A 24,229-nucleotide genomic window follows, 5' to 3' on the forward strand; every position below is an offset into this window, starting at 1 on the left:
GATTTGCATGCCAATGAAAGTAGCTCATAGTCCGTTAAACGGATTTGCGCGCCAATGAGAGTAGCTCATAGTCCGTCAAATGGATTTACGCGCCAATGAAAGTAGCTCATAGTCCGTCAAATGGATTTACGCGCCAATGAAAGTAGCTCATAGTCCGTCAAACGGATTTGCGCGCCAATGAAAGTAGCTCATAGTCCGTCAAACGGATTTTGCGCGCCAATGAAAGTAGCTCATTGTCCGTCAAACCAATCTATGTGCCAATGAAAGTAGCTCATAGTCCCCCAGAAAATTGTGTGACACACAATTTTCTGGGGATTTTTTGTGAACAAAAAATCAGTCTCAAAATCAACTATATCAAGGTGTTTAATCAATTTTTTTCAAAATCAAATGTGACAAAACTCTGAAATGAGTCATACGTTTACAAACTTTTTACGATTAATTCACTTGGAAAAAATAATGGTTGTTTAAGATTCAGATAGACGGGAGTTAAGAGGAGTGATTGTATATATAAATGTATATTTTTTGATTTAGGATACACGCTCGTTTTCACAGAAAGAGAAGAAGGGTTTCTAAATCATTTAAAAGCGCACAATATCACTAAAGAGAAAGAAGAAGTTGTCCATGCGTTTCATCTTGCGGACAAATACTTCATGAGAGAGTTTCCAGGTTTACTTGGTAAAAGTCGTGACAACTACATGACTCAGTACCGCGCGTACTTACTAGAAAGATTACAACTTTCAGATGTTCCAGCGTTTAGTCCGAGTAAAAATCCTAAGCAAAAACGTGGTTGGAAATGTTTCCCGTTCACGCATCACACGTTACAAGCACTTAGAGACATGGGTTATACACTTGGTTTAATCTCAAACTGGAATGACACAGCACATGCAGTGTTGGAAGAAAATAATCTAACGCAATATTTCCAAAGCATCACCATTTCATCCGAACTTGGCATTGAAAAGCCAGATTCTAGAATATTTGAAGCAGCATTAAACAACACCGGTTTTAAAGGTGATGAATGTCTATATGTTGGTGACAACTACTATGATGATGTTGTCGGTGCCAGAACGGTAAGCATGGATAGTGTACTCATTAATCCATATGGAAAGTTAGGCATTGAAGAACTTGATTCGTCTGTTAGAGTCATCAACTCAATTGAGGTATTACCATCATTGTTAAAAAGAGTTGAGAATAATGAGTCACGGAATTAGTCAGCGCATTAAGGAGCGTTTTCACACATTAACACTGACGATGCAACAGGTTGCGAAATACATTATTTATAACACTGAAAATCTGAATAATAATTCCGCGCGTGAAATTGCAGAACAGACGAAAGTGAGTACAGCAACGGTGATTCGAACAGTTAAAGCACTCGGTTATGATGACTACCATGGTTTTAAAGTCGATATTTCAAATTTACTGAGTGACGATAAAAGAGCACTCAGGAACTTTATCAATACAACAACGCTCATAGAAGATGATTGGTTGAACAAGCATTTTGAGCAAGAGTCAGAGAACATCCTCAGATCAAGTGACAACATTTCACAGACAGAAATTGATCTTGCAGCAGAGTTACTGTTAAATGCAAATCACATTTACACTGCAGGTTGGCGTCTTGGCACAAGTGTCTCGAATCATTTGCAGTTCACATTGAAATACATGTTAGGCAATGCGACGAATATACCCCAAGGGCTCGCACCCGATTATACAACGTATTTCAAAAAGGGTGATGTGCTCGTTGTGACATCATTCCCGAGATATGACTCGATACTGCTAAAACTTTGCAAAGCAGCTCGAGAAAAAGGTGTCTATGTTATCTCTATCACTGATAAAGAAAATGCGAGCATTCGTACGTTGTCAAACATAAACTTTGAAGTCAGCACGACAAGCTATGGATTTTTAGATTCTTACACAGCTGCAGTATCAGTCAGTAATGCAATGATTAAGTCGCTGACAATGCTCGGCGATGCACGTATAAAAGAAAATATCGAATCAATTGAAGCGCACTATAAATTATTTAATTAATGGAGGAAATCATGAAACATTTAACTAAAATAGGTACTTCACTTTTAATCGCAGGAATTTTCCTTGGTACTCAAACGGCATCTGCTCAAGATGATGACACATTGAACATGGCACTTTCTGTAGACCCTGACGGACTTGATCCACACCGTACGACAGCTGCTTCTACTTTCCAAATTACGAATAATATCTTTGATACATTAGTTAAAGTGACGCCAGAAGGTGAGTTAACAGAAGGATTAGCAACAGATTGGGAAATTTCAGAAGATGGTTTAACAATCACGTTCAACTTACGTGACGATGTTGAATTCCATAATGGTGAAGCATTCAGTGCGGACGATGTTTTATATTCATTCGAGCGTTTAAAAGCAGATGAGAGTCCACGTGCAAATGATTTTGCTAACATTACAGAAATCAACGTGATCGATGATTATACGATTGAGTTTGTAACGGAGAACCTTAACGCATCACTTGCATCAGACTTCGCATACCCATGGACTGCGATCGTCTTAGAAGAAAATGAAGAAGAATTGCGTAACAGTCCAATCGGTACAGGTGCATATGCACTTGAAGCATGGGTGCCACAACAAAATCTAACACTGACGAAAAACGAAAATTACTTTGATGAAGTACATATCGACACAGTGGAATTTACGATGATGCCAGATGCGACAGCAAGAACGACAGCTATGTTAAGTGGTGACTTAGACATCGTAGGTGTATCAGGTGACTTGGTTTCACAATTCGAAGGCAATGATTCATTCCAAATTATTGAGAATCAATCAAACGCGGTTCAGTTGATGGCAATGAACTTAGGGAACGAATTTTTATCGGTACCGGAAGTACGAGAAGCGATTAACTTAGCAGTCGATAAAGACCTTCTCATTGAAAGTGTGTTCTGGGGTTACGGTGAGAAAATTGGTTCACACTATCCACCAGTATTGCTAGGATATGAGGATCACTCTGAAGCATATGCATTCAATCAAGAAGAAGCAGTAGCAGTGCTTGAAGAAGCAGGTTTTGAAGCGGCAGATATCACACTTGATATGTACTTGCCTTCTGATTACCAAAGCTATGTAGATGCGGGTCAAATTATCGCGGATAGTTTAGAAAATATCGGCATCAATGTAAATATCGAAGTTGTCGAATGGTCAGTTTGGTTAAGTGATATTTACACAGGTCGTGATTATGATTTAACAGTTGTCGGTCATACGGGTCGTTTAGATCCATATGTACTTCTTGCACGTTATCATTCTGAAAGCAGTGAGAACTACTTCAACTATAACAACGAACGAATCGATGAGTTATTGACAGATGTTCAAACAGAACTTGACGAAGATGTACGTTATGAAATGTTCTCAGAAATTCAAGATACGCTAGCAGAAGAAGTACCAGCGCTTTATATTCAATCACCAATCGGATTGTCGGTAACACAAGCAAATGTCAGAGGATATGAATCGTATCCAATCGATATTATTGAACTTAAAAATATATACTTCGAATAATTAAGGTGATTAAATGCGCTTTATCTTATCGCGCTTACTAAGCGGTGTAGCAGTTATTTTTGTCGTATCTTTTATAACTTTTATAATCCTAATGATGATACCAGGTGACCCGGCTTTGCTCAGTCTCGGTACTGAAGCGACGCCAGAAAACGTTGAAGCTCTGCGTGATGCAATGGGCTTCAACGAACCTTGGTATGTGCAGTTTCTAGAATGGTTCACGTCATTTATTTCTGGTGATTTAGGACGTTCATATTTATATGGTGAAGAGATCAGTACATTGATTTTACAACGGGTACCTGTCACGGTGTCAGTTGCACTCTTGTCACTACTTATTGCGACACCGATTGCACTTTTCATCGGTGTGATCGCAGCATTATATCAAAATAAATTACCAGATGTTTTAGCACGAACTTTAATGCAAATTGGAGATGCGATGCCATCATTTTGGCTCGCATTACTCCTACTTGTATACGTCGCAGCAGGTTCGAGTCTCTTTCCAATTTCAGGATTTACACCGATAAGTGAAGGTTTCATTGACAGTATACTGAGTATATTATTACCTTCGTTTGTCCTGTCTCTCGGACTGATGGGAACGATGATTCGTATCGTGAGAAGCTCGATGCTGATTGCATTAAAAGAAGATTATATGTTACTAGCGAAAATGAATGGTATTAGTAAATTCAAGACCATTGTTAAGTACCCACTAAGAAGCGCGATTATCGCACCGCTTACGATTATTGGTATGCAAATGGCTGGATTACTTAGTGGTGTCATTCTTGTGGAGAATATATTCTCTCTACCAGGATTAGGCAGACTATTGTTAGTGGCAGTGCAACAAAGAGATTTATTTTTATTACAAGGCATCGTTGTCGTTATTGTCAGTACAGTCGTCATCATTAATATGATCACAGATATATTGTACCGACTTGCTAATCCTACGATGAGGATTGGAGGCCGCGATGAATAAGAAAAATGTATTATTTATTATTGGTATTATATTGCTGTTAATCCCAGTCGTACTTGGTTTGACATCATTTTTCTATACACCACATCCACCAAACACGATGAATGTGGCAAACCGTATGCAATATCCAAGTATGGAGCATTTGCTTGGAACAGACCAGTTTGGTCGCGATATATTAAGTCGGATTATGGTGTCATCACGCTATGCGCTCTTTATCGGTATTACATCAGTTTTCTTTGGATCAATTATGGGCGTTATGCTCGGTGCACTCGGCGCGATTTCTAAGGGGATATTACGTGGACTCATCATGCGCATGATCGATGGTTTGATGGCATTCCCGGGCGTCTTGCTCGCGATGATGTTTGTTGCAGCACTTGGTGAGGGTATCTGGAACACAATACTCGCCATTTCAATATTTATGGTACCTGTGTTTGCACGGCTGTCATACTCACTCGTGCTCGAGCAGCAAGATAAGTTATATATTAAAGCTGCTAAAACATATGGTGTCAAGCCACTGCGCATGATATACAAGCATTACTTACCTGCGATCACACCTAGGATTGTGACACAGTTTAGTGCGAGCATCGGTGGCGCAATTTTAACAGAGTCATCATTATCCTTCTTAGGATTAGGTGTTCAACCACCGAACGCAAGCTGGGGACTGATGTTAAATGAAGCGCAACAATACATGCTGACATTTCCATATTTGACAGTGCCGTCCGGTGTTATTTTGATGATGACAGTGCTCGGATTTAATTTAGTCGGTGACCAGTTAAATGACTTATTAGTGCGCAGGAAGGGGAGAAACTAATGAAACAATTAATTGAAGTAAAAAACCTTTCCATAAGTACAGAAAACAACAATAAATTAGTCGAGTCCGTAGATTTTGAACTGAATCATAATGAGATTGTCGGTGTGTTTGGTGAGTCCGGTTCAGGTAAGACAATTACGGTCAAGTCACTCATTGGTGTGCTTGATGATGATTTGAATATCCAAACTGATGCACATAAAATACTTGGAACGGACATTAAAGAATATAGCGGACGAGCATATCGGGAGTTACTCGGGAAACGCATCGGCTATATTCCACAAAATACGACGGCTTACTTGCATCCACTCATACGGATAAAACACCAAATTACTGAAGCATACGTGACGCACCGTTACGGCAATAAAGCTACAGCAATTGAGCGTGCAATTTCACTTATGACAGAAGTCGGATTAAAAGATCCGGGGCGTGTGTTAGAGTCGTATCCATATGAAATTAGCGGTGGTATGCGCCAGCGCGTGAACATTGCAATGAGCTTGATGACGAAGCCGGATATCATCATTGCAGATGAACCGACGACTGCGCTCGATAGTATTACAGAGCAAAGCGTTATGAAGTTACTTCAAAAAATAAAAAATGAACATAATGTATCGATGATTTTTATCACGCATAACTTAAAGCTCATTCATTATTTCACAGATCGCTGCTACGTGCTCTACAAGGGTGAAGTTGTAGAAAGTGGAGAGACGAAAGCTATTTTTAAAAATCCACAACATCCGCAAACGAAGCTTCTTGTCGATTTGATTCCGAAATATGGCGAGTCTTCGACGTATGAAAAGCAGGTGAAAAATCGTGGTTAACATCATAGAAGCAAATAATATTTCTAAAAATTTCTCAGTACGCCAAGGTATGAATGGTAAAAAGTCGACGATTACAGCGGTGGATAATGTCTCATTCTCATTAAGAGAAGGACAATCTGTCGGCATCGTCGGTGAATCAGGTTCAGGCAAGTCAACGCTCGTTGATATCGTTGGAGATATCAAGTCACCATCGTCCGGTGAAGTGTTGTATTATGGGAAAAATATTAGAACGTTGAAAAAACAAGAATATAGAGATTACAGAAGAAACATTCAATTTGTTTTCCAAAGCCCAAAAGATTCACTTCATCCGTACTATACGGTGAAAGATAATCTGTTGGAACCATTAAAGGTTTTTGAGGGCAATATGAGTCGTCGTGATATGATGATGCGTGTTCGCAGCTTACTTGACGATGTGCAACTTGATGAATCGTACTTGCATCAGTATCCGCGTGAGCTAAGCGGTGGTCAAGCACAACGCGTATGTATCGCACGTGCACTCAGCTTACGTCCAAAAGTAATCATCTGTGATGAAGCGGTATCTGCACTCGACCTATCTGTGCAGGCGCAGATTATTGATCTGTTGAAGACGATAAAGGGCGAGACGAACTTTATCTTCATCTCTCATGATATTGCTGCGGTGAATGAAATCGCAGATTATGGTTTTGTATTAAAAGATGGACAAATGGTCGAGGAAAGCGATATGAAAGAATTAGTACAATATCCACAAGATGAATACACGAAAGCACTGATTAAGAGTGCATTTTACTTTGAAGAGGTATAAATATGAAGGTTACAGTAATTGGCATGTGGGGCGGTTTTCCGAAAGTGGATGAGCCGTGCTCAGGTTATTTAATAGAACATAATGAAGAAAAAGTTTTGCTCGATTGTGGGAGTGGTGTCGCAGTCAAAATTGGTAAGTATATGGATGTGAATACACTGCGTCACATCGTCGTTTCACACAGTCACTACGATCATGCAAGTGACATCGGTGTGATGATGTTTTCGCGATTGGTGAACACAATTACGGAAAAGACGGATGTCGTTTTAACGATTTATGAGCCGTATAACGAGATTTCATCACAACATCCAGAATCAGTTAAATTCAGTGAATTTAAAAGTTACGAAGAAGATTCTGTCTTGAAAATTGGGGATATGTCTATTCGTTTTCTTGAGATGAATCATCCAGTAAAGACCTTTGCGATGAAAATTTCAACTGACGATAAAACAGTCGTCTATACAGCAGATGGTACAATTTCTGAGGAATTAAAAGAATTTTCTCAAGGTGCAGACTTGTTGATTACAGAATGTAGTTTATATGAGTGGGCAGATGGAGAAAACACAGGTCACATGAACATTACAGATTGTATTGAACTCGTAAAAGATGCTGGTGTAAAAGAGACAATTCTTACACACTTGCCACATTACGGAGAAATTAACGATCTGCTTGAGACTGCAAAACAAAGCGGAATTGAAAATGTTCAACTTGCTCAACCAGGATTGACAATTGAAGTATAAACATTCAGGTTCGGGCTAGCGAACCTTTGATGGAAGATAATTAATGACAGATTGTATTACTGGAACGAGATACTTAATTGAGGATCTCGTTCCAGTTTTCTTTTTGCTGGATTTTCACGCCAATGAGAGATGCTCATAGGCGCGAAAAAAGGATTTGACGGACTATGAGATGAGCTCACGGACTCGCAAATGGATTTAACGGACTATGAGACACGCTCATGGTCTCGCAAATGGATTTAACGGATTGTGAGACGCTCTCACGGTCTCGCAAACGGATTTGACGGACTATGAGACGCGCTCACGGTCTCGCAAACGGATTTGACGGACTATGATACACGCTCACGGTCTCGCAAACGGATTTGACGGACTATGAGACGCGCTCACGGTCTCGCAAAAGGATTTAACGGACTATGAGACGCGCTCACGGTCTCGCAAAAGGATTAACGGATTATGAGACACGCTCACGGTCTCGCAAACGGATTTGACGGACTATGAGAAGAGCTCATAGACACGCAAACATCAATCCGAACGATCTTTATTTATTAGTTTACTCTTTCACCGCATCAAACAAATCTGGAATACCCATCGCAATGAGCTTGATTCCTGTCACTTCATCACGCACACCGTTGATGTATTCTGGGTGTCTGATGAAGACTGCTGGTGAATCTTCTAGTAATAAATTTTGCGCTTCCTGATAAATCTCCGCGCGTGCTTCTGAATCTGTTTCTGCGCGACCTGCTTCAATTAATTCATCCATATCAGGATTGTTGTAGCGGAATCTGTTTGCTGCTGAGCCAATTGATTCGGAATGGAACATTGCAGTGAATGCATTATCTGATTCTTCTGCTGAGTTCGTCCAAGTCATGATGAACATTTCTTGGTTCCCTTGAGCTGTTGTTTCTAGGAACGTCGCCCACTCTACTTGATTCACAGTTAGATTGATACCTAACTCTGCCAATGCCTCTTGAACATAAAGCACCGTGTTAATATTTTCATTATCTGCTGCGTTTACGATAACTTCAATATCAAATCCATCTGGATATTCGGACTCAGCAAGTAATTCTTGTGCTAATGCTAAATCATATATGTTACCTGCATTCGCATCGCTGTAGCCTGACATCGTTTCTGATATCGGTGTTGCAGCGACATGTCCAACACCATTGAATACGCCTTCGATAATTTCTTCACGGTTGATCGCATGTGAAATCGCACGTCGCACGAGTGGATCACTTAACTCTTCTACTTCTGTGTTAAATCCAAGATAAAGTACACCCGGCGATACGCTTGTTAGTAGTGATAAGCCATCCGTTTCTTCAACACGTGTCATATTTGTTGTGTCAATATCTGTCGCAATGTCAGTGCTACCTGTTTCTAGCTCTGCAATTCGAGCACCTTGTTCTGGTACGACTTTAAATACGGCACTACCAAATGACACTGGGCCATCCCAATGATCATCAAAACGTGTCAATACAGTTTCGCTACCTGTTGTACGGCTTTCAAATTGTAATTTCCCTGTACCGATAGGATTGCGTTCAGAATATTGACCGATGAATGCAGAGAATTCATCGACTGCACTTTCATATTCATCTCCGCCTGCTTCACGTAATTCATAGTATTCTTCAATGGTTAAATCGAGTCCCGCTTCTTCAAATGCATTCTCATAATCGGCACGGATGACATCTTGACTCATCATCATCGTCACCCCTTGTGCTAAGTTTGAGAGCATCGGTGCATAGACTTCTGTCGTTACAATCTCCAATGTATATTCATCTACAACATTAACGGAGTCTACATTCTCTAGGAGGTATGCTTTTCCTGATGCAACAGCAGGGTCCATCGCACGGTCTAAGTTTTCCTTTGCGACTTCGGCATTAAATGGTGTGCCATCATGGAATTCGACACCTTCGCGTAGGTTGAATTGGTACGTAACATCATCCACTTGTTCCCAGTCCTCTGCAAGGACACCTGTGATTTCATTATTATCATCTCTAATAAGTAAACGTTCGAATATGTGGTGACGAATAATTTCGGAAGGTTGGTCGTTGGAACCGTGTGGATCGAGGGTAGCGGCATCACTTCTTAGTGACACAGTGATTGTTTCGTCTGAATCGGATTGTGCATAAACTTCACTCGTGGTTGTTTGGGATAGAATTAGTAAAAGCCCTCCCAAAATTAGTGTTAAAAATCTAAATTTCATATAACAGCCCCCTATGAATAGTTATGTATAAATTTTCATATACGTGAAAAAATTTTAATATAAAAATAATAAAAAATCAATCCTAATCTTCTAGGATTGATTGGAACAAATGGGTTGTATATGAATCGTGTGGATCGGTATGGAATGTATCCACGTTGAATATTTCTTTTAATTGACCATCTTTAATGACAGCCACGCGATCACAAAAGTATTGAACGACATTTAAGTCGTGTGTAATAAATACGAGCGTTAAATTCATCGACTTTTTCAGCTCATTTAACAAGTTGAGTATCGACGCTTGAATCGACACGTCCAGTGCAGATACACCTTCATCAATAACGAGTATCTCTGGATTCATAATGAGTGCACTTGCGATTGCTACACGCTGTCTTTGTCCACCGCTTAGTTGGTGTGGATATCGGTCATAGTAACTTTCTGATAAACTCACACGATCCATCAGCGCAAGCGTTGCCTCTTTTCGTTTGGCAGAGTCTCCAACATTATGGATATGCAACGCTTCTTCGATTGACCACCCAACTGTTTTTTTCGGGTTTAATGACCCATGTGGGTCTTGGAAGACGAATTGAATCTTATTCGACATATCGCTTAAATTTACTTTTGAATCAGTGAGTTCGTGTTCAAGGACCTTTATCCGACCGTTATCAGGCCTTAAAATACCGAGTATCATGTGTGCGAGCGTTGTCTTACCAGATCCACTTTCACCGACTATCCCAAACGTTTCACCGCGATTAACAGCTAAGGTCACACCATCAACTGCATATTCCGGTTTATTTCTCGAAAACCAACTGTTTTGTCCATATGATTTAGAAACATTTTCAACTTCGATTATCGGCTGCCTCATGACTCATCACCTGCTTCTGGGAAGTATTCATTCAAGTATTCTTCATTTGATAAGTATGGCCAACTGAGTCCACTGCGTTCTGTTAAGGATGGGACTGAAAATGGTATGATGTCGAGCGCACTCCCACGTTTTTGGAAACGTGGCACTGCATCGATTAAAGCTTTGGTGTATGGATGTTTCGGTGTGCTGAGCACAATATCTGTTTTGCCGGACTCAACGATGCGGCCTGCATACATGACTAACACGTCATCACACATATGTTTAATGACTGTGAGATCATGTGATATTAACAGCAGTGCACCGTCGCGTTTTTCCATGACACTTTTTAGTAGATCTAATATCTGTGACTGAATGGACGCATCGAGTGCAGTGGTTGGTTCATCGGCGATGATGACTGACGGATTGCAGATCAGTGCAATCGCAATGATGACCCGCTGCTTCATCCCACCTGATAATTCGTGTGGATATTTTTTATAGACATCTTTTTTTAAACCGACTTCTTCAAGCATTTTGATGACTTCAGATTCTCTTTTATTTGCTGGAATCGATTGATCCAGTCGTGCAGCCTCCAATACTTGTTGGCCAACGCGCATTAAAGGATTGAGTGTGAGACCGGGTTCTTGGAATATCATCGAGATCTCTTTTGTTCTAATTTGACGCATTTGACGTTCTGAAAATCCGAGTAAATTTTCTCCATTAAACTCAACCGTTCCATTAACAATTGCATCATCTGGTAACATACGTAAAATGGTTTGAGCTGTAATACTCTTACCACTCCCGGATTCACCGACGATACCGAGTGTCTTGTTACGATTTAAGCTAAAGTTTATATTTTCTAGGACGGGATACGCTTCTTTTTTTATGATTAGCTCAACATTTAAATCTTTGACACGAAGTAAAGTCATCGTATCACCTCTTACTTTCGTTGTGATGACGCAGTCCATCACCAATCAAGTTAAACCCGAGTACGAGCATGATAATAAAACCACCGCTGATTAGAATATACCAAGGTGCAGTTGCTAAGTAAGGTCTAGCCTCATTAATCATACGTCCCCAACTCGCGTCGGGTTCTTGCACACCGAGTCCTAAAAAGCTCAGTGCAGATTCAGCGAGTATCGCGCTAGAGAAATATAGCGTGGATACAACGATAATCGGTGTCATCACATTCGGTAATATATGCTGGCGAATCAACCATAAATGTGAAGCGCCTTTAAGCCGACTCGCTGTGACATAATCATTGTTTTTTATCTGTAGGAAGCCACTCCTTATGACGCGTGCAAACGTTGGAATTCCCATCACACCGATTGCGAGAACTGTGTTCCATAACCCTGTATGGAAAATTGTAATTAACATAATCGCTAAAAGTAACCCGGGAATTGCAAGCAATGCATCGATGATACGCATGAGTATTTCATCGACAACACCACCGAAATAACCGGATGTGCCACCGATGATTAATCCACCAGTGAACGCGATTGCGAGCGTACTAATACCGATTAAAAATGCTGTTTGCGACGCTTCCATTATGCGAGATAAAATATCCCGTCCGAAGTTGTCTGTGCCAAACCAATACTGTCCGTTCGGTGAGACAAGTCGGTCGCTCGTATGCAATTCGTTCGGCGGATACGGTGTCCAAAACAGCGAAACAATCATCATGAAAAACAAGATGCTGACGAGTGTGACGCCGATATTTAATGTTATATTTTTATTTGTATACATAGTAGCACCTACAACTTTACACGCGGATCGACGACGCGATACAAGACGTCAACAAGCAAATTGACGACGATGATAATGATCGCGACGATCATAACGAGTGTTTGGATAAGTGGAAAATCACGGTATTCAATCGATGATACGAGCAGCGTGCCGAGACCAGGCAATGCAAACACATTCTCTATAATAATCGTGCCAACCATCGTATCTGCAGTAATGAGTCCAATAATCGTTAAAACAGGCATGATGCTGTTGCGGAGCACGTGTCTGTATGTAATTTCTCGAACAGTGAGCCCCTTCATGCGTGCGAGTTTTATATATTCTTTTTTATACTCATCTAGGATGGAGTTCCTCAAATAACGTATGACGACAGCAATGTTCGTTATTGCGATTGCAAATGATGGTAAGAACAACGACCTGAGTGCACCAAGAATACTTTCAGTCCAATGCGTGAAACCATATGTTGGGAACCATCCAAGCATCACTGCAAAGATAAAAATAAGTAGGAATCCAATCCAAAATGATGGTGTTGAAATTCCGAGCTGCGTTAAAATATTCATCACTAATGAATACCATTTACCATCCGTACGTGCAATGATAATACCGAGTGGTATGCCGATAATGAGTGTCAGTACGAGCGAATATATACCAATGAACATCGACAGCGGTATACGTTCAAGGATAATGTCTAAAACGGGTGCACGATAGCGATAACTTTCACCAAAATCTCCAGTAAAAATGCCAGTTACCCAATCGACATAACGATTGGGTAACGGTTGGTCTAAGCCAAGGCTTGCTTCGAGTCGCGCAACTTCACTCGGGTCTGCATCCAGTCCTAAAATAGAAAGTGCAGGATTTCCCGGTAAAATGTTGAAGATAAAAAATATCAACATTGAAATGATGATTAAAGTTGCGATAAAAGAAAGCAATTTTCTAGTTATAAATTTCATATAATTACTCGACTACTAAGTCTTTAACGACATAGCGTTCATAAGGATACATTTCGAATCCACTGATTCCTGAACGCATGACACTGTTTCTCGCCGGGTCCATTAAGAACACAGCTGCTGCATTCTCTGTCAGTAATTCTTGTGCTTCTTTGTAAAGTGTCGCTGATTCTTCTGGAGATGGTGCTGAAATTGCCGCTTCAAGTGCTTCATTATAACCTTCGATATCTACATTCATGAAATTATATGCATAACCTGTTTCCATACGAATCATTACATCATATGGATCAAGTTTCCCAGTGAATCCTATGATTGTCGATTCAAATTCTCTCTCATTATAAACATCTTCTAACCATGTACTGAACTCAATAACGTCCAAAGTTAAGTCGATATTAATTAGTGCAAGCTGTGCTTGTAACACTTGTGCGGCATCGATATACAGCTGTGCGTTATTAGGTACTTTCATTTCAATAGAGAAACCATCTTCATAACCTGCTTCTGCCATTAGACTTTGAGCAGTTTCAACATCAACTGTGTAGTAGTCAACAAGTTCTTCGTTGAAATAGAAATCCATAGCGGGACTCATAAATGTATGAAGCGCATCACCATTACCATCGATTGCAACATCGATGACTTCTTGTTTATCGACAACCATGTTCATTGCTTGTCGAACTTCTACAGAATCTAAAGGCTCAACCTCGTGATTCATTGCAAGCATCATCACCATGTTAAGTGGACCACTCACTACGTTCGCATCTTCAGGCACACGTGATAAGTTTTGGTCTGAAACCGCAGTGATGAAATCAACTTCACCCGCTTGGAATGCAAGGAGTGCAGTTTCTTCATCCGGCATTACATCGAAGTTGACGACATCAACATCAAAGTCATTCCCTTGGAAGTAATCATCAAACTTTTCTAACGTCACACGCTGATCAATTGAATGCTCTACAAACGTATATGGACCTGTTCCAACTGGATTTGTTGCATGGTCGTCATAATCGGCTGGTACGATTGCACGAATTGTACGCGCTAAAAATCCAGAGTCAGGGTTCGATAACGTTACTTCTACTGTATAATCATCCGTTGCTTCAACAGATTCTACAACTTCCCATTTATCAGATAACGCGTCTTCACCATCTAAACCAGCGAGTTTGCTGTAAGTGTACACAACATCTTCAGCAGTGAAATCACTACCATCATGGAATGTCACACCTTCTTCTAAGAAAAATGTGTAAGTAAGTGCATCGTCACTAATTTCATAATCATGTGCTAAGTGAGGAACGAGAGAACCATCCGTTTCAGCGTCAAGTAATCCTTCAAAAATATTGTAAATGACCGAATCTGTTAACGTTGCTTGCGCTAGGAAAGGGTCTAAGCTATCGATGTCGTTACCAATTGTCATGCTAATCTCTACTGTATCCGCCTCATCTTGTGCATGCGTTGTTGTACCGAAATACGCAACGGTTGTACCGATTAACATAGATACTGTGAACAGCTTAATCATTTTTTTCATGAGAAGTCTCCTCTAGAATTTAATTTTGAGTGAAGTCTATCGTGCGCGCTAATCTGTAGATTTCAAGTGTGTCTCTGTAATGGCCGTTTTGATCTCGTCGATACACTTTACAAATTGTTTGAATTCCGCCTCATCAACCCGCTCCCCATAATACCTAACTTTACGATAGGTATCGAAGTCTTCACTTTGAATTATAGACACAAAGTCATGGCGCTTCAACCAATCTGAAATGGTTTCGTTATGATATCTACCGATGTCATTTTTCGCCAACCATTTCTCGAATTCAAAATAGACTTTTCGCACTTTATCGTCTGGTGTTTCGTAGTCTTTAAAACTATATTTAGTTTCGCGTGGTTCGACATGTTTGACTGTATTTTTCGTGTCTTTTTCTCCACTTTCTTTACGCGACAAATCCCCACGTCGCTTAAAGTAGATAACTAACGCGATGATAGCGATGATAATGAGCGCAACGACTGTAATGAGTTCCATCGGTAGATCAATTGGCAACTCACCGGTTGCTTGCGTGACTTCCTCTTCCTGTTGGTCTTCACCGAGTTCTTCTGGTTCATCCTCACTTTGTGGATAGTCGAGTTCAACATTTTCTAATCCAGCGAAAATAGGGCGGAGTAACACGATAAAGCCATTTAGTAAAAATAGAATGACATACGTACCATACTGAATCACATATCTAAATGAGAATCCTAGCAGTAATCCAAGTGATACAAATGAAAGTATTCCAACGATAAAAATCTTCAAGTTGTCGCGGAATTCACGGCCGTTTTTGTACATCAATACTAGAAATCTTCCAATGAAGTAGAAGACTACTTGTGCGATGACGATCGCGTAGAGCCACATCATATAGTCTTCAATCACACTGAACGAAATAAAGTTCAATGTCATGACGATGATGAACGAAATCATCATTGAGATCTCAAGTCGTGATGTCTGTTCATCGTGATGTAAGTATTCAAGTTTTACGATTGGTAAAAATGCACCGATTAACACCGCAGTCCAGTGATAATCGAGTAGCCACATCGCAATTGCTGCGATTGGGAACATGATGTAGATGAGACGGCGTCCTTTATCTTTAAAGAACAAATAGTAGGCGGCGAGCATTAACAGGACGATGATCCCATAACTGAGTGCATTATCTGGTTTCTGGTTCAACATGTTCAGTGTCACGACGATGAGCAACCACATAAACGCAGTCGTTGTGTACTGTAATATGAAATTTAAACTGATTTTAGGCTTCATTCGGCACACCTCCATTGCTTGATGATAGGCGGTGTATGCCTTCTGTATCTAAGTGGTATACATAAGAACCTTTTCTAGACACTTGATTCAAGACGATAAGCGATTCATGGTTCACTTGACCACATGCAATGACGTGCGTCGGTAACTGTTCGTGTTGCATGACATCTTTTAAAAATACTGGATACGGAATTGTGTAGGTTAGGCTATTGATTCGTGCCAATGCTTCGAGTGTATTTTTATAGTGTTTCGGACCGCTCGCTTCATGCAGTTTAAAGTAATTTGACTTATCGAATGTTGTCATGTTTGTCATTATGCTATAAGAAATACCGAGTTTCGTTGCTTCTTCAGTTAAATACGCAAGTTTTTCAAAAATATCTTCGATATATTCAGGTGGAGAATAGTGATCTTGAGAGCGCAAGTTGACGAGTATCATCCAACTCATCTGCGTGACGTTTTCATATAGTTTCGACTTTAATCCATCACCTTTGGCACTCGCTTTCCAGTGAATGCGTTTCATATTGTCATCCGGGAAATAATCTCTTACACCGACCATTTGCATCGGATCATCAAATAGTGACTGGTTCACTTGGATGAATCCTTGCATCATCTTCGCGCGCATATCATCTCTCTTAGCCTTCATCTTATCCGGGTACACCATGACTTCAACATTCGGTCGATTCAAACGAACGAGCTTCACTGTATCAAAGCCGAATGGCTGAGGCACGTGAATTTCAATATCGACAACTTTACCCACACCACGTTTGTTTGCAGTGTATGGCAGGGTAATCAACGTATCTTTATTGCCTGATGTTGAAAATTTAACACGCGTTTCCGTCTGGAATGTTTTGTTCGTTTTATATTCATTATGAAATAACAGGTGATCGCTCGCGATAACCCGCATTTCAGCATTAAGTAGTGGCATTCTGCCAGGTTGGCGAACAGTAATGTGCAGCGCGCCGTCTTGACCTTTATAATGTCGGATGGATTGTGATGCAAAATCTACAACGAGCTGTTTTGCGACACGTGTTGAATAGAAATGATTCAGCAAGAAAAAAGATAAAGCGAGACCTAAAAGTAATGACAACCATAAATTGATAGTGAACGGATACAAAATATTTAATAGGATAATAATGAAAACTATCGCTATAAATATTGACATCACAGTATTGTCTTTTATCTCCGCCTTAAACCTCATTGCCAGAAACTCCAAATTCGACAGGCACAGTGGCAGAATCCATAATTTCTTGAATCAGCTCACCAGGCGTCGTGAGTGTCATACCTTCAATGCTGAGCACAACGCGGTGCGTCAAAATGTACGGTGCGATTTCTTTTACGTCTTCTGGTGTAACGTATTCACGGCCTTGGATCATTGCATAACCTTGTGCACCACGTACGAGTGCCAAGCTACCACGTGGCGATACACCAAGTTCAAGGTGTGGATGTGTACGTGTCTTATCAACGATTTCCACGATATATTTTTGAATGGCAGGATCTACATTAATTGTATTTACACGCGATTGGATCTCAAGAATATCTTCAAGCGTCAGAACAGCTTCAACATTGTTTAGCGCATCGTCATTTAAGTGTGTATCGATCATGCGCAACTCTTCTTCTAAAGATGGATAGCCAAGGTCGATTTTCATAAAGAAGCGGTCGAGCTGTGCTTCTGGTAAATCAAACGTCCCTTGCTTTGATTCAATCGGGTTTTGCGTTGCCAACACGATAAAAGGCGCACGCATCGGAATGCGTGTCCCATCGATTGTCATCTGACGTTCTTCCATCACTTCAAGCAGTGAAGACTGCGTACGTGGCGTTGCACGGTTAATCTCATCGACGAGTAAAATGTTTGTATCAACAGGTCCTTTTTTCAGTTCGAACTCTCGAGTTTTTGGGTTGAAAATATTTAATCCCGTTACATCACTTGGCAGGATGTCCGGTGTGAATTGAATACGTTTAAAATCTCCGTTCAGTGCTTGAGCAACTGATTTTGATAACATTGTTTTACCAGTTCCAGGTACACTTTCGAAAAGTATATGTCCTTTTTGAATTAAGCTGACAAAAATTAAGTCGAGTACTTTATCTTGTCCGATAATCACTTTACCTATTTCATCTTTAAATCGAGTGAGTTGTTCGTTAACATTAACCATAATAATAAGTCTCCTTCGCAACATTTGTTGGTATTAATTATACTGGAATATGTATTTAATTAATAGTTGTAATTACTTAGAGTGAACTATCGGCTGTGTTATAATCAATAATGGTATTAAACTAAACTAATGTAATGAGGACACATTGAAATGAGATGGACCAATATATTTCGCGGCTTTGCGATGGGGATTACCGAGTTAATCCCAGGTGTATCGAGCGGCACGATCGCTCTATTACTCGGTGTATATGAACAATTATTATCGTCGATAAAAGGACTGCTCGGCAAGTCATTTCGTGAATCGTTGCGGTTTTTATTCCCGCTCGTCATCGGTATGGGGATTGCAATATTAACATTATCGAGTGTTATGACATACTTGTTAGAAACACATCCGATTCCAACACAGATGGCATTCGTCGGATTGGTTATCGGAGTCTTACCAATGCTGTGGCGGTTGTCTCGAGTGAGAGAAACATTTAAGGCACCACAAATTATTATGTTTATAATTGGACTTGGATTGCTAATTGGCATGAGTTTTATCACGCCAGAAGAAGTTGCACACAGTCCAGAAATCACAACAATGTTGCTTGTTAAATTATTCTTTGCCGGCGTACTTGCTGCAATGACATTGTTGTTACCTGGTATTTCAGGGTCGTTAGTTCTTTTAATTTTTGGCTACTACTATATAGTCGTGTCATCAATCAATGAACTAACATCGTTAAATTTTACGGTGTTACCGGTATTGATTGCGGTCGGCCTAGGAATTTTAGTTGGATTGTACGTAGGCAGTGTCGTCATCACTTTCTTATTTACACACTTTAAATATATGACCTATGCCGGTGTGATGGGGCTTGTGCTCGGCAGTGTACTGTCAATATATCCAGGATTGCCGACATCTCCAACGATGTGGATCTTGACTATTATTACATTTATAATCGGGTTTTCAATCAGCTTCTTACTTGGATTGGTTGGAGAGAAAGAGGCAACTTCAGAATAAGCGAAGTAATGAGGAAAGAGGCAACTTCAGAAGAACCGAAGTAATGAGGTGAAATCATGTATAAAACAGTAGAATTATCAGCAGCCGAACATGATAAATTTGTCATGTCGCATCCTGTTGGGGACTTGCTCCAACTCAGTGGCTGGGCAAAATCTAAAGAACTGACAGACTGGTACAGCCGTCGCATTGCTGTCGCGCGCGATGGTGAAGTCGTCGGTGTCGCAAGTCTGCTCTTTAAAAAACTGCCGAAGGTGAGCCTGACGATGTGCTACGTATCGCGCGGCTTCGTGTGCGACTTTTCGAACGACGCATTGGTGAGCGCGATGCTCGATGCAGCGATTGAGGTGGCTAGGGACGAAAAGAGTTACGTGATTAAAATTGATCCCGATATCGAAGTCGAAGGCAATGAAATGTTGATCGATCGACTGAAAGCATATGGCTTCAAGCATAGCGGGCTTGTCGACGGCATGAGTAAAGACAACATTCAGCCGAGACAGACGATGGTCACAGACATTACAAAGCCAGATAAAGAGCTGATCCAGAGTTTTGAAAGCCAGAACCGCACGCTTGTACGCAGCTCATTTAAGCGCGGAACGAAAGTGGAGCGCGCTGGGCGAGAAGACATGGGGATTTTTAAGGCGTTGATGGATGAGACAGGTAAACGCAACGGCTTCTTAACACGAGACACGACGTACTTTTTATCGATGTATGATGCTTTGAATCCGACAGGAAACATGGAATTGTTCCTGGTGAAGTTAGAGCCAGGTGAGTTGATGGAGACTTTGACAGAGGATAAGGCGAAGCTCGACAAGCAAAAGGCAAAACTTGTGAAGCGCAGTGAGAAAAAAGATGTCACTGGTGCGATGCGCGATGTGGATGATCAGTTGACTGCAATGGAGAAGCGGATTGAAGAGTTGGGTGAGATTTTAGAGACACATCCTGAGGGGATCTACTTGTCAGGTGCGTTGCTCGCGCTGAGTGGCGAGAAAGCATACTACTTATATGGCGCGTCTTCAGATCACTACCGCTCGTTTTTGCCAAACCACAACATGCAGTTTACGATGATGCAATATGCTCGGGCGCACGGCGCGAAAAGCTACGATTTCGGTGGTGTCAGCGTTGATCCCGGCGAGGATAGTCCGTATTTCGGCTTGTGGCGATTTAAAAAAGCATGGGGCACCGAGGTCAGCGATAAGATTGGCGAATTCGACTACGTGTTGAACAAGCCGGTTTACACTTTGCTCGAGAAAGGCGTGCCTCTGGCCCAGAAGGCAAAGGTTAACTTGAACAAGATTTTGAATCGGAAGAAATAGTTTGATTTGTTTTGTTGATGCTCGTACTGGAGTTGGCACCCCCGAGAATCACGTAAGAGCACCCTTGAGGTTGGACTTTTCAGTCCGATTTCCGGGGTGCTTTTTGTTTTGAGGCGATTTTCGGTGTACCATTACACTTTTAGTGATGGGTGAAGAAGATCATCCTGTTAGGCAGGTTAACTCGCAATTCTTATTGCGTGCCGTGCTCACTCGGGTTAGATAAAGTAGTAGAGTAAGCACGGATTAGACTTTCGTGCTTACTCGGGCTGAAAAACTGAGTTGAGTAAGCACGGTTTAGACATTCGTGCTTACTCGAGCCAAAAAACTGAGTTGAGTGAGCACGCGAATGCTGAAGCAGAAATAATTAGAAACGAATTTTATCCTCTTTACGATATTTTCGTATAGTAGCACTGGATATTTCATTTTCGCTTAACTGACTCAATATAATGGAGTCCAACTTAAAATGAGGGTTTAGAAACTTCAAGTCTTGAATAAGTTGTCTAACAGCTTCTAATGTTCCAATCGATATTCTACATTTTTCACAATGATAAGTTCTTTGTGTAACACGCTGCATCCGGCCATTACACGTTTCGCAGTAAATACCTTTTGCTAAATCCTTGAGTTTAATGTCATAAAATTGATCATACTTTGAAAAAGGTAAACGACGACTATCGATGAGTGGTATAAAATATGAGTAATCTTCTCGATTCTTCCTCATATGAATATCTAAAAAGTAATGTAAAGTATTGTGGATCAGGACTGAATGCTCTCGCTGTAATCCAAACACAGTTCGGTCAGGATTGATAAACACCAAGTAATGTTTAATTGTCATCGGATATCCAATATCTTTAAGTAACTCGTGAATTGCGCCCTTCTGTCTTTCAATTTGCACATTTAAAGATGTAAACTCTTTCCCTTCTTCATAGAAAAAAAGTCCTCGTTCATCAATCTTAATGTTGAAATTATACTTTTTAACTTCAAATATATAGCAAGTGTCGTTTGAAATCACAATGTTGTCGATCTGAATTTCCTTTTCTCCATTATCATATTTGAATAGCAGGTCTTTCACGTGAATCAAGTTGAACGTTTGAACATAGGTTTGGATAATTTGGTCAAATGATTGTTCTCCAGACAATCCGAAAGAAAGTTTTTCGAGTTTAATGCGGTTTTCATCATCGAGGTGACTGCGACGAAAGAGGACTTGTAACTGTGAGTGAAGAAATGATTTTTTTCGAGTCATACTACATATATACCACAAATAAAAAAATCCTGTTTTTTACAGTTGATAAACATACATACAATAATGTGAAAATTGTGAGCAAAACATGCAATAATGAGCAAAAAACACTACAAAAATTTAAAAATTGTATGTGAAAAATTTTTTCTTAAACAGTGTAAAATACATTCAAAACCCCCAAAATCAGAATGTGGTTTCGGCATCAACTTTTATTTTAGGTAAGATAATTTCTTAAGTGAACTTATCCTCTCACCTAGCCTGCTACTCCAAGCCTAAAAAAGAGGTGAATTAGCGAAGTTGATGATTCCGTGCTTACTGAAGCCAAAAAAGAGCGGTGAGTAAGCACGGATTGAGGTTTCGTGCTTACTGAAGCCAAAAAAGAGCGGTGAGTAAGCACAGATTGAGGTTTCATGCTTACTGAAGCCAAAAAAGAGCGGTGAGTAAGCACGATTAAAGTTTTCCAGCTGTTCGACCAAAAAAATAAGGTGAAGCAGCACATCAGCCACCTCACCCCTTCAAAAACCCTATAAACCCGATCAAATAATATAACTCTTAAACAAAAAGATATAGATGACACAACCGATTGAGATCAGGCTTAGCAACATCAGTGTGTAGGAGATGATCTTGTGCGTGAGCATGCTCTCGTCTAGGTTGGGTTCGCTATGTGCAGAGCGATAGCCGACAAATGATGTGATCATACTGATGCCAAGCCACATGTATACGTTAATGAAGATGACTTCTCTGTTCAGTATAAAATCTAAGAAAAAAATGAGTTGTAAGAGAATTAGTAGAACTAATATTACACGCCTCATTCACATCACCTCGCTCGAACCTCTCTGTATAAGTCACTCAAATGAATTTCAACCTGATAAAAACCAGTCATGTTTAAGCGTCCACACCATCAAACTACACCACAAAAATCAACACGACAAATCCAACCATCAACATTGCAGTAAACGCATGAACTAGGAACACGCGGTCCCTATCACCAGCCGCGATCTTAAATTTGCCGATTTCGCCTGAACCAACGACAGTCACTGCCATCAACACGAGAAGGAACTGATTCACTGACTCAAGTGGCATCGCCACGACAACTGAAAAAACGATAAACAACAACCCGACAGCCAGGCGCACGAACCGCACAACCCGCTCAACTCCACCAACCTGCCCCGAAACAACCCCAATATTAAATATAGCGAGTGCGCCATATACAATCATGAACAACAGCGTGAGATATATCATGCAGTAGCTCCTCGTTTTCTAAAGTATTGATAGATAAAGAACGTCGATAATATTGTGATCAACGCACCTAACCAGAATGGCAGACCTAAATACACGACGAACAACAGGTTAAACGTCAGTGGCCCAAGTATACGTCCAAGACTGTCCAAAGCATATGTTGTCGATGTCATGCGGCCCATCTCATGATCCTCTGCTTCACGTGTGATCAGCGACGTTAATAGTGTACGCGCGAGTGCATTACCTAGCATGAGTAAAATCAAAGCGATGCCGGCAAACCACAAGTTTGGCACAAATGGCAACATAATAAACGCAATAATCGTCATCATCTGTCCGGCAATCATGACCGGGTATTCCTGATGCGGCTTCAGCGTTCGAATGTATCCGCCTTGAACGGCCGCATTTAACAGACCACCGATAAGGAACAAGACGCCCATTTGAGTTGGTGTGATTGAAATTAATTCAATCGTTAACAATTGGAATGTGCTTTCCATACCGCTCATCGTAAACATGATTACGAAAGTCGTAATCAACAAAATTCCGACGGGCTTTAAAAAGTATTCACTCGGAACGATACGCAACTGAGAAACAGGATTTTCTGTCGACGGCTTATATGTCTCTTCGATTTTTATCAGTGCAAAGACGAATGCTCCAGCCAGTACTGCCGCAGTCATGTAAAATGCGAAACTTAAGTTGATATCACCGAGGATACCTCCGACACCTGGACCGAAGATAAAGCCAAGTCCGATTGACATGCCGATTAATCCCATATATCTTGTGCGTTCTTCACGACTTGAAATATCTGCAACCATGCTTGTTGTTGCCGTGTATAGCGCACCACTGGCGATACCGCCGAATACTCTTGCGATATACATGATGACTAAGTTATCGATGTACAGACCGAAGAATAGGAAGCTCAAAGAAAATACAATAAGACCGCCGAGCAAAACAGGGCGGCGCCCATACTTATCGCTCAGACGACCAAACAATGGCGCGACGATAAAGCCCGCGATTGAATACGTTGCGAGCAACCAGCCGACGTGGACTGTTGAGACACCTAATTCTGTAACTAGTTCCGGTACGACTGGGATAACCATACTGAACCCGAAATAGATGAGGAATTGAATGATCATTATAAGTAGTAGTTTTTGATTCAATTGTTTCATAACGTATCTC

The 24,229-nt window shown here is 40.8% G+C and carries 23 protein-coding genes; 10 read left to right on the forward strand and 13 right to left on the reverse strand.

Annotated features, from left to right (window positions below):
• Positions 1–515: 515 nt before the first annotated feature.
• From BMW30_RS04875 to BMW30_RS04910, 8 genes are read left to right on the forward strand one after another with little or no spacing between them, the layout of a single operon-like run.
• Positions 516–1,208: an HAD family hydrolase gene (locus tag BMW30_RS04875; protein WP_245705636.1), complete on the forward strand. Its 693-nt coding sequence runs from the start codon at positions 516–518 to the stop codon at positions 1,206–1,208.
• Positions 1,192–2,022: a MurR/RpiR family transcriptional regulator gene (locus BMW30_RS04880; protein WP_091474474.1), complete on the forward strand. Its 831-nt coding sequence runs from the start codon at positions 1,192–1,194 to the stop codon at positions 2,020–2,022. Before BMW30_RS04875 ends, BMW30_RS04880 begins: the two co-directional genes overlap by 17 nt.
• Before the next feature lie 11 nt (positions 2,023–2,033).
• Entirely contained in the window at positions 2,034–3,524 is a 1,491-nt protein-coding gene (locus BMW30_RS04885) for an ABC transporter substrate-binding protein (RefSeq protein ID WP_219314696.1), read from the forward strand.
• A gap of 13 nt (positions 3,525–3,537) precedes the next feature.
• On the forward strand, positions 3,538–4,491 hold the full coding sequence (locus BMW30_RS04890) for an ABC transporter permease (RefSeq protein ID WP_091474476.1): 954 nt from the start codon (positions 3,538–3,540) through the stop codon (positions 4,489–4,491).
• Positions 4,484–5,299, forward strand: a complete 816-nt coding sequence (locus BMW30_RS04895) for an ABC transporter permease (RefSeq protein WP_091474478.1) — start codon at positions 4,484–4,486, stop codon at positions 5,297–5,299. The genes BMW30_RS04890 and BMW30_RS04895 overlap by 8 nt, the downstream gene beginning before the upstream one ends.
• A complete protein-coding gene (locus tag BMW30_RS04900; RefSeq protein ID WP_091474480.1) occupies positions 5,299–6,117 on the forward strand; it encodes an ABC transporter ATP-binding protein in 819 nt (272 codons plus the stop codon). Before BMW30_RS04895 ends, BMW30_RS04900 begins: the two co-directional genes overlap by 1 nt.
• Positions 6,110–6,898: an ABC transporter ATP-binding protein gene (locus BMW30_RS04905; RefSeq protein WP_091474482.1), complete on the forward strand. Its 789-nt coding sequence runs from the start codon at positions 6,110–6,112 to the stop codon at positions 6,896–6,898. Before BMW30_RS04900 ends, BMW30_RS04905 begins: the two co-directional genes overlap by 8 nt.
• A gap of 2 nt (positions 6,899–6,900) precedes the next feature.
• A complete protein-coding gene (locus tag BMW30_RS04910; RefSeq protein ID WP_091474483.1) occupies positions 6,901–7,632 on the forward strand; it encodes an MBL fold metallo-hydrolase in 732 nt (243 codons plus the stop codon).
• A 547-nt stretch (positions 7,633–8,179) separates the two neighbouring features.
• Here BMW30_RS04910 and BMW30_RS04915 read toward each other — a convergent pair.
• The 9 genes from BMW30_RS04915 to BMW30_RS04955 form a co-directional block, all read right to left on the reverse strand.
• Positions 8,180–9,829, reverse strand: a complete 1,650-nt coding sequence (locus BMW30_RS04915; RefSeq protein WP_091474485.1) for an ABC transporter substrate-binding protein — start codon at positions 9,827–9,829, stop codon at positions 8,180–8,182.
• An 82-nt stretch (positions 9,830–9,911) separates the two neighbouring features.
• The gene (locus BMW30_RS04920; protein ID WP_091474487.1) at positions 9,912–10,691 is read right to left on the reverse strand and encodes an ABC transporter ATP-binding protein; all 780 of its coding nucleotides are present in this window, start codon (positions 10,689–10,691) and stop codon (positions 9,912–9,914) included.
• A complete protein-coding gene (locus BMW30_RS04925; protein ID WP_180366221.1) occupies positions 10,688–11,596 on the reverse strand; it encodes an ABC transporter ATP-binding protein in 909 nt (302 codons plus the stop codon). Before BMW30_RS04925 ends, BMW30_RS04920 begins: the two co-directional genes overlap by 4 nt.
• A gap of 4 nt (positions 11,597–11,600) precedes the next feature.
• Positions 11,601–12,410, reverse strand: a complete 810-nt coding sequence (locus BMW30_RS04930) for an ABC transporter permease (protein WP_091474490.1) — start codon at positions 12,408–12,410, stop codon at positions 11,601–11,603.
• 8 nt (positions 12,411–12,418) lie between these two features.
• Complete coding sequence (locus BMW30_RS04935; RefSeq protein ID WP_091474492.1) at positions 12,419–13,357, reverse strand: ABC transporter permease; 939 nt, start codon at positions 13,355–13,357, stop codon at positions 12,419–12,421.
• 4 nt (positions 13,358–13,361) lie between these two features.
• Complete coding sequence (locus tag BMW30_RS04940; protein WP_091474494.1) at positions 13,362–14,867, reverse strand: ABC transporter substrate-binding protein; 1,506 nt, start codon at positions 14,865–14,867, stop codon at positions 13,362–13,364.
• A 48-nt stretch (positions 14,868–14,915) separates the two neighbouring features.
• Positions 14,916–16,121, reverse strand: coding sequence for a DUF4129 domain-containing protein (locus BMW30_RS04945; protein ID WP_091474496.1), 1,206 nt, complete (start codon positions 16,119–16,121; stop codon positions 14,916–14,918).
• Complete coding sequence (locus BMW30_RS04950; RefSeq protein WP_091474497.1) at positions 16,111–17,316, reverse strand: DUF58 domain-containing protein; 1,206 nt, start codon at positions 17,314–17,316, stop codon at positions 16,111–16,113. The genes BMW30_RS04945 and BMW30_RS04950 overlap by 11 nt, the downstream gene beginning before the upstream one ends.
• Positions 17,306–18,268 carry an AAA family ATPase gene (locus tag BMW30_RS04955; protein WP_091474499.1) on the reverse strand — a complete coding sequence of 321 codons (963 nt, stop codon included), beginning with the start codon at positions 18,266–18,268 and terminating at the stop codon, positions 17,306–17,308. Before BMW30_RS04955 ends, BMW30_RS04950 begins: the two co-directional genes overlap by 11 nt.
• Before the next feature lie 150 nt (positions 18,269–18,418).
• On the opposite strand from BMW30_RS04955, the gene BMW30_RS04960 reads away from it, so the two are divergent.
• Positions 18,419–19,264, forward strand: a complete 846-nt coding sequence (locus tag BMW30_RS04960; RefSeq protein ID WP_245705634.1) for a DUF368 domain-containing protein — start codon at positions 18,419–18,421, stop codon at positions 19,262–19,264.
• A 56-nt stretch (positions 19,265–19,320) separates the two neighbouring features.
• Positions 19,321–20,577, forward strand: coding sequence for a lipid II:glycine glycyltransferase FemX (locus BMW30_RS04965; protein ID WP_091474501.1), 1,257 nt, complete (start codon positions 19,321–19,323; stop codon positions 20,575–20,577).
• Positions 20,578–20,941: 364 nt separating this feature from the next.
• Here the strand turns inward: BMW30_RS04965 and BMW30_RS04970 are convergent, their stop codons facing one another.
• The 4 genes from BMW30_RS04970 to BMW30_RS04980 form a co-directional block, all read right to left on the reverse strand.
• Positions 20,942–21,817, reverse strand: coding sequence for a nuclease-related domain-containing protein (locus BMW30_RS04970; protein ID WP_091474503.1), 876 nt, complete (start codon positions 21,815–21,817; stop codon positions 20,942–20,944).
• A gap of 533 nt (positions 21,818–22,350) precedes the next feature.
• Entirely contained in the window at positions 22,351–22,626 is a 276-nt protein-coding gene (locus BMW30_RS10395) for a hypothetical protein (protein WP_143248993.1), read from the reverse strand.
• 94 nt (positions 22,627–22,720) lie between these two features.
• A complete protein-coding gene (locus tag BMW30_RS04975) occupies positions 22,721–22,957 on the reverse strand; it encodes a hypothetical protein (protein WP_143248994.1) in 237 nt (78 codons plus the stop codon).
• Positions 22,958–23,052: 95 nt separating this feature from the next.
• A complete protein-coding gene (locus BMW30_RS04980) occupies positions 23,053–24,219 on the reverse strand; it encodes an MFS transporter (RefSeq protein ID WP_091474507.1) in 1,167 nt (388 codons plus the stop codon).
• Between the last annotated feature and the right edge of the window lie 10 nt (positions 24,220–24,229).

The organism is Aliicoccus persicus, assembly GCF_900110815.1.
In the GTDB taxonomy this organism is placed as follows: Bacteria; Bacillota; Bacilli; order Staphylococcales; family Salinicoccaceae; genus Aliicoccus; species Aliicoccus persicus.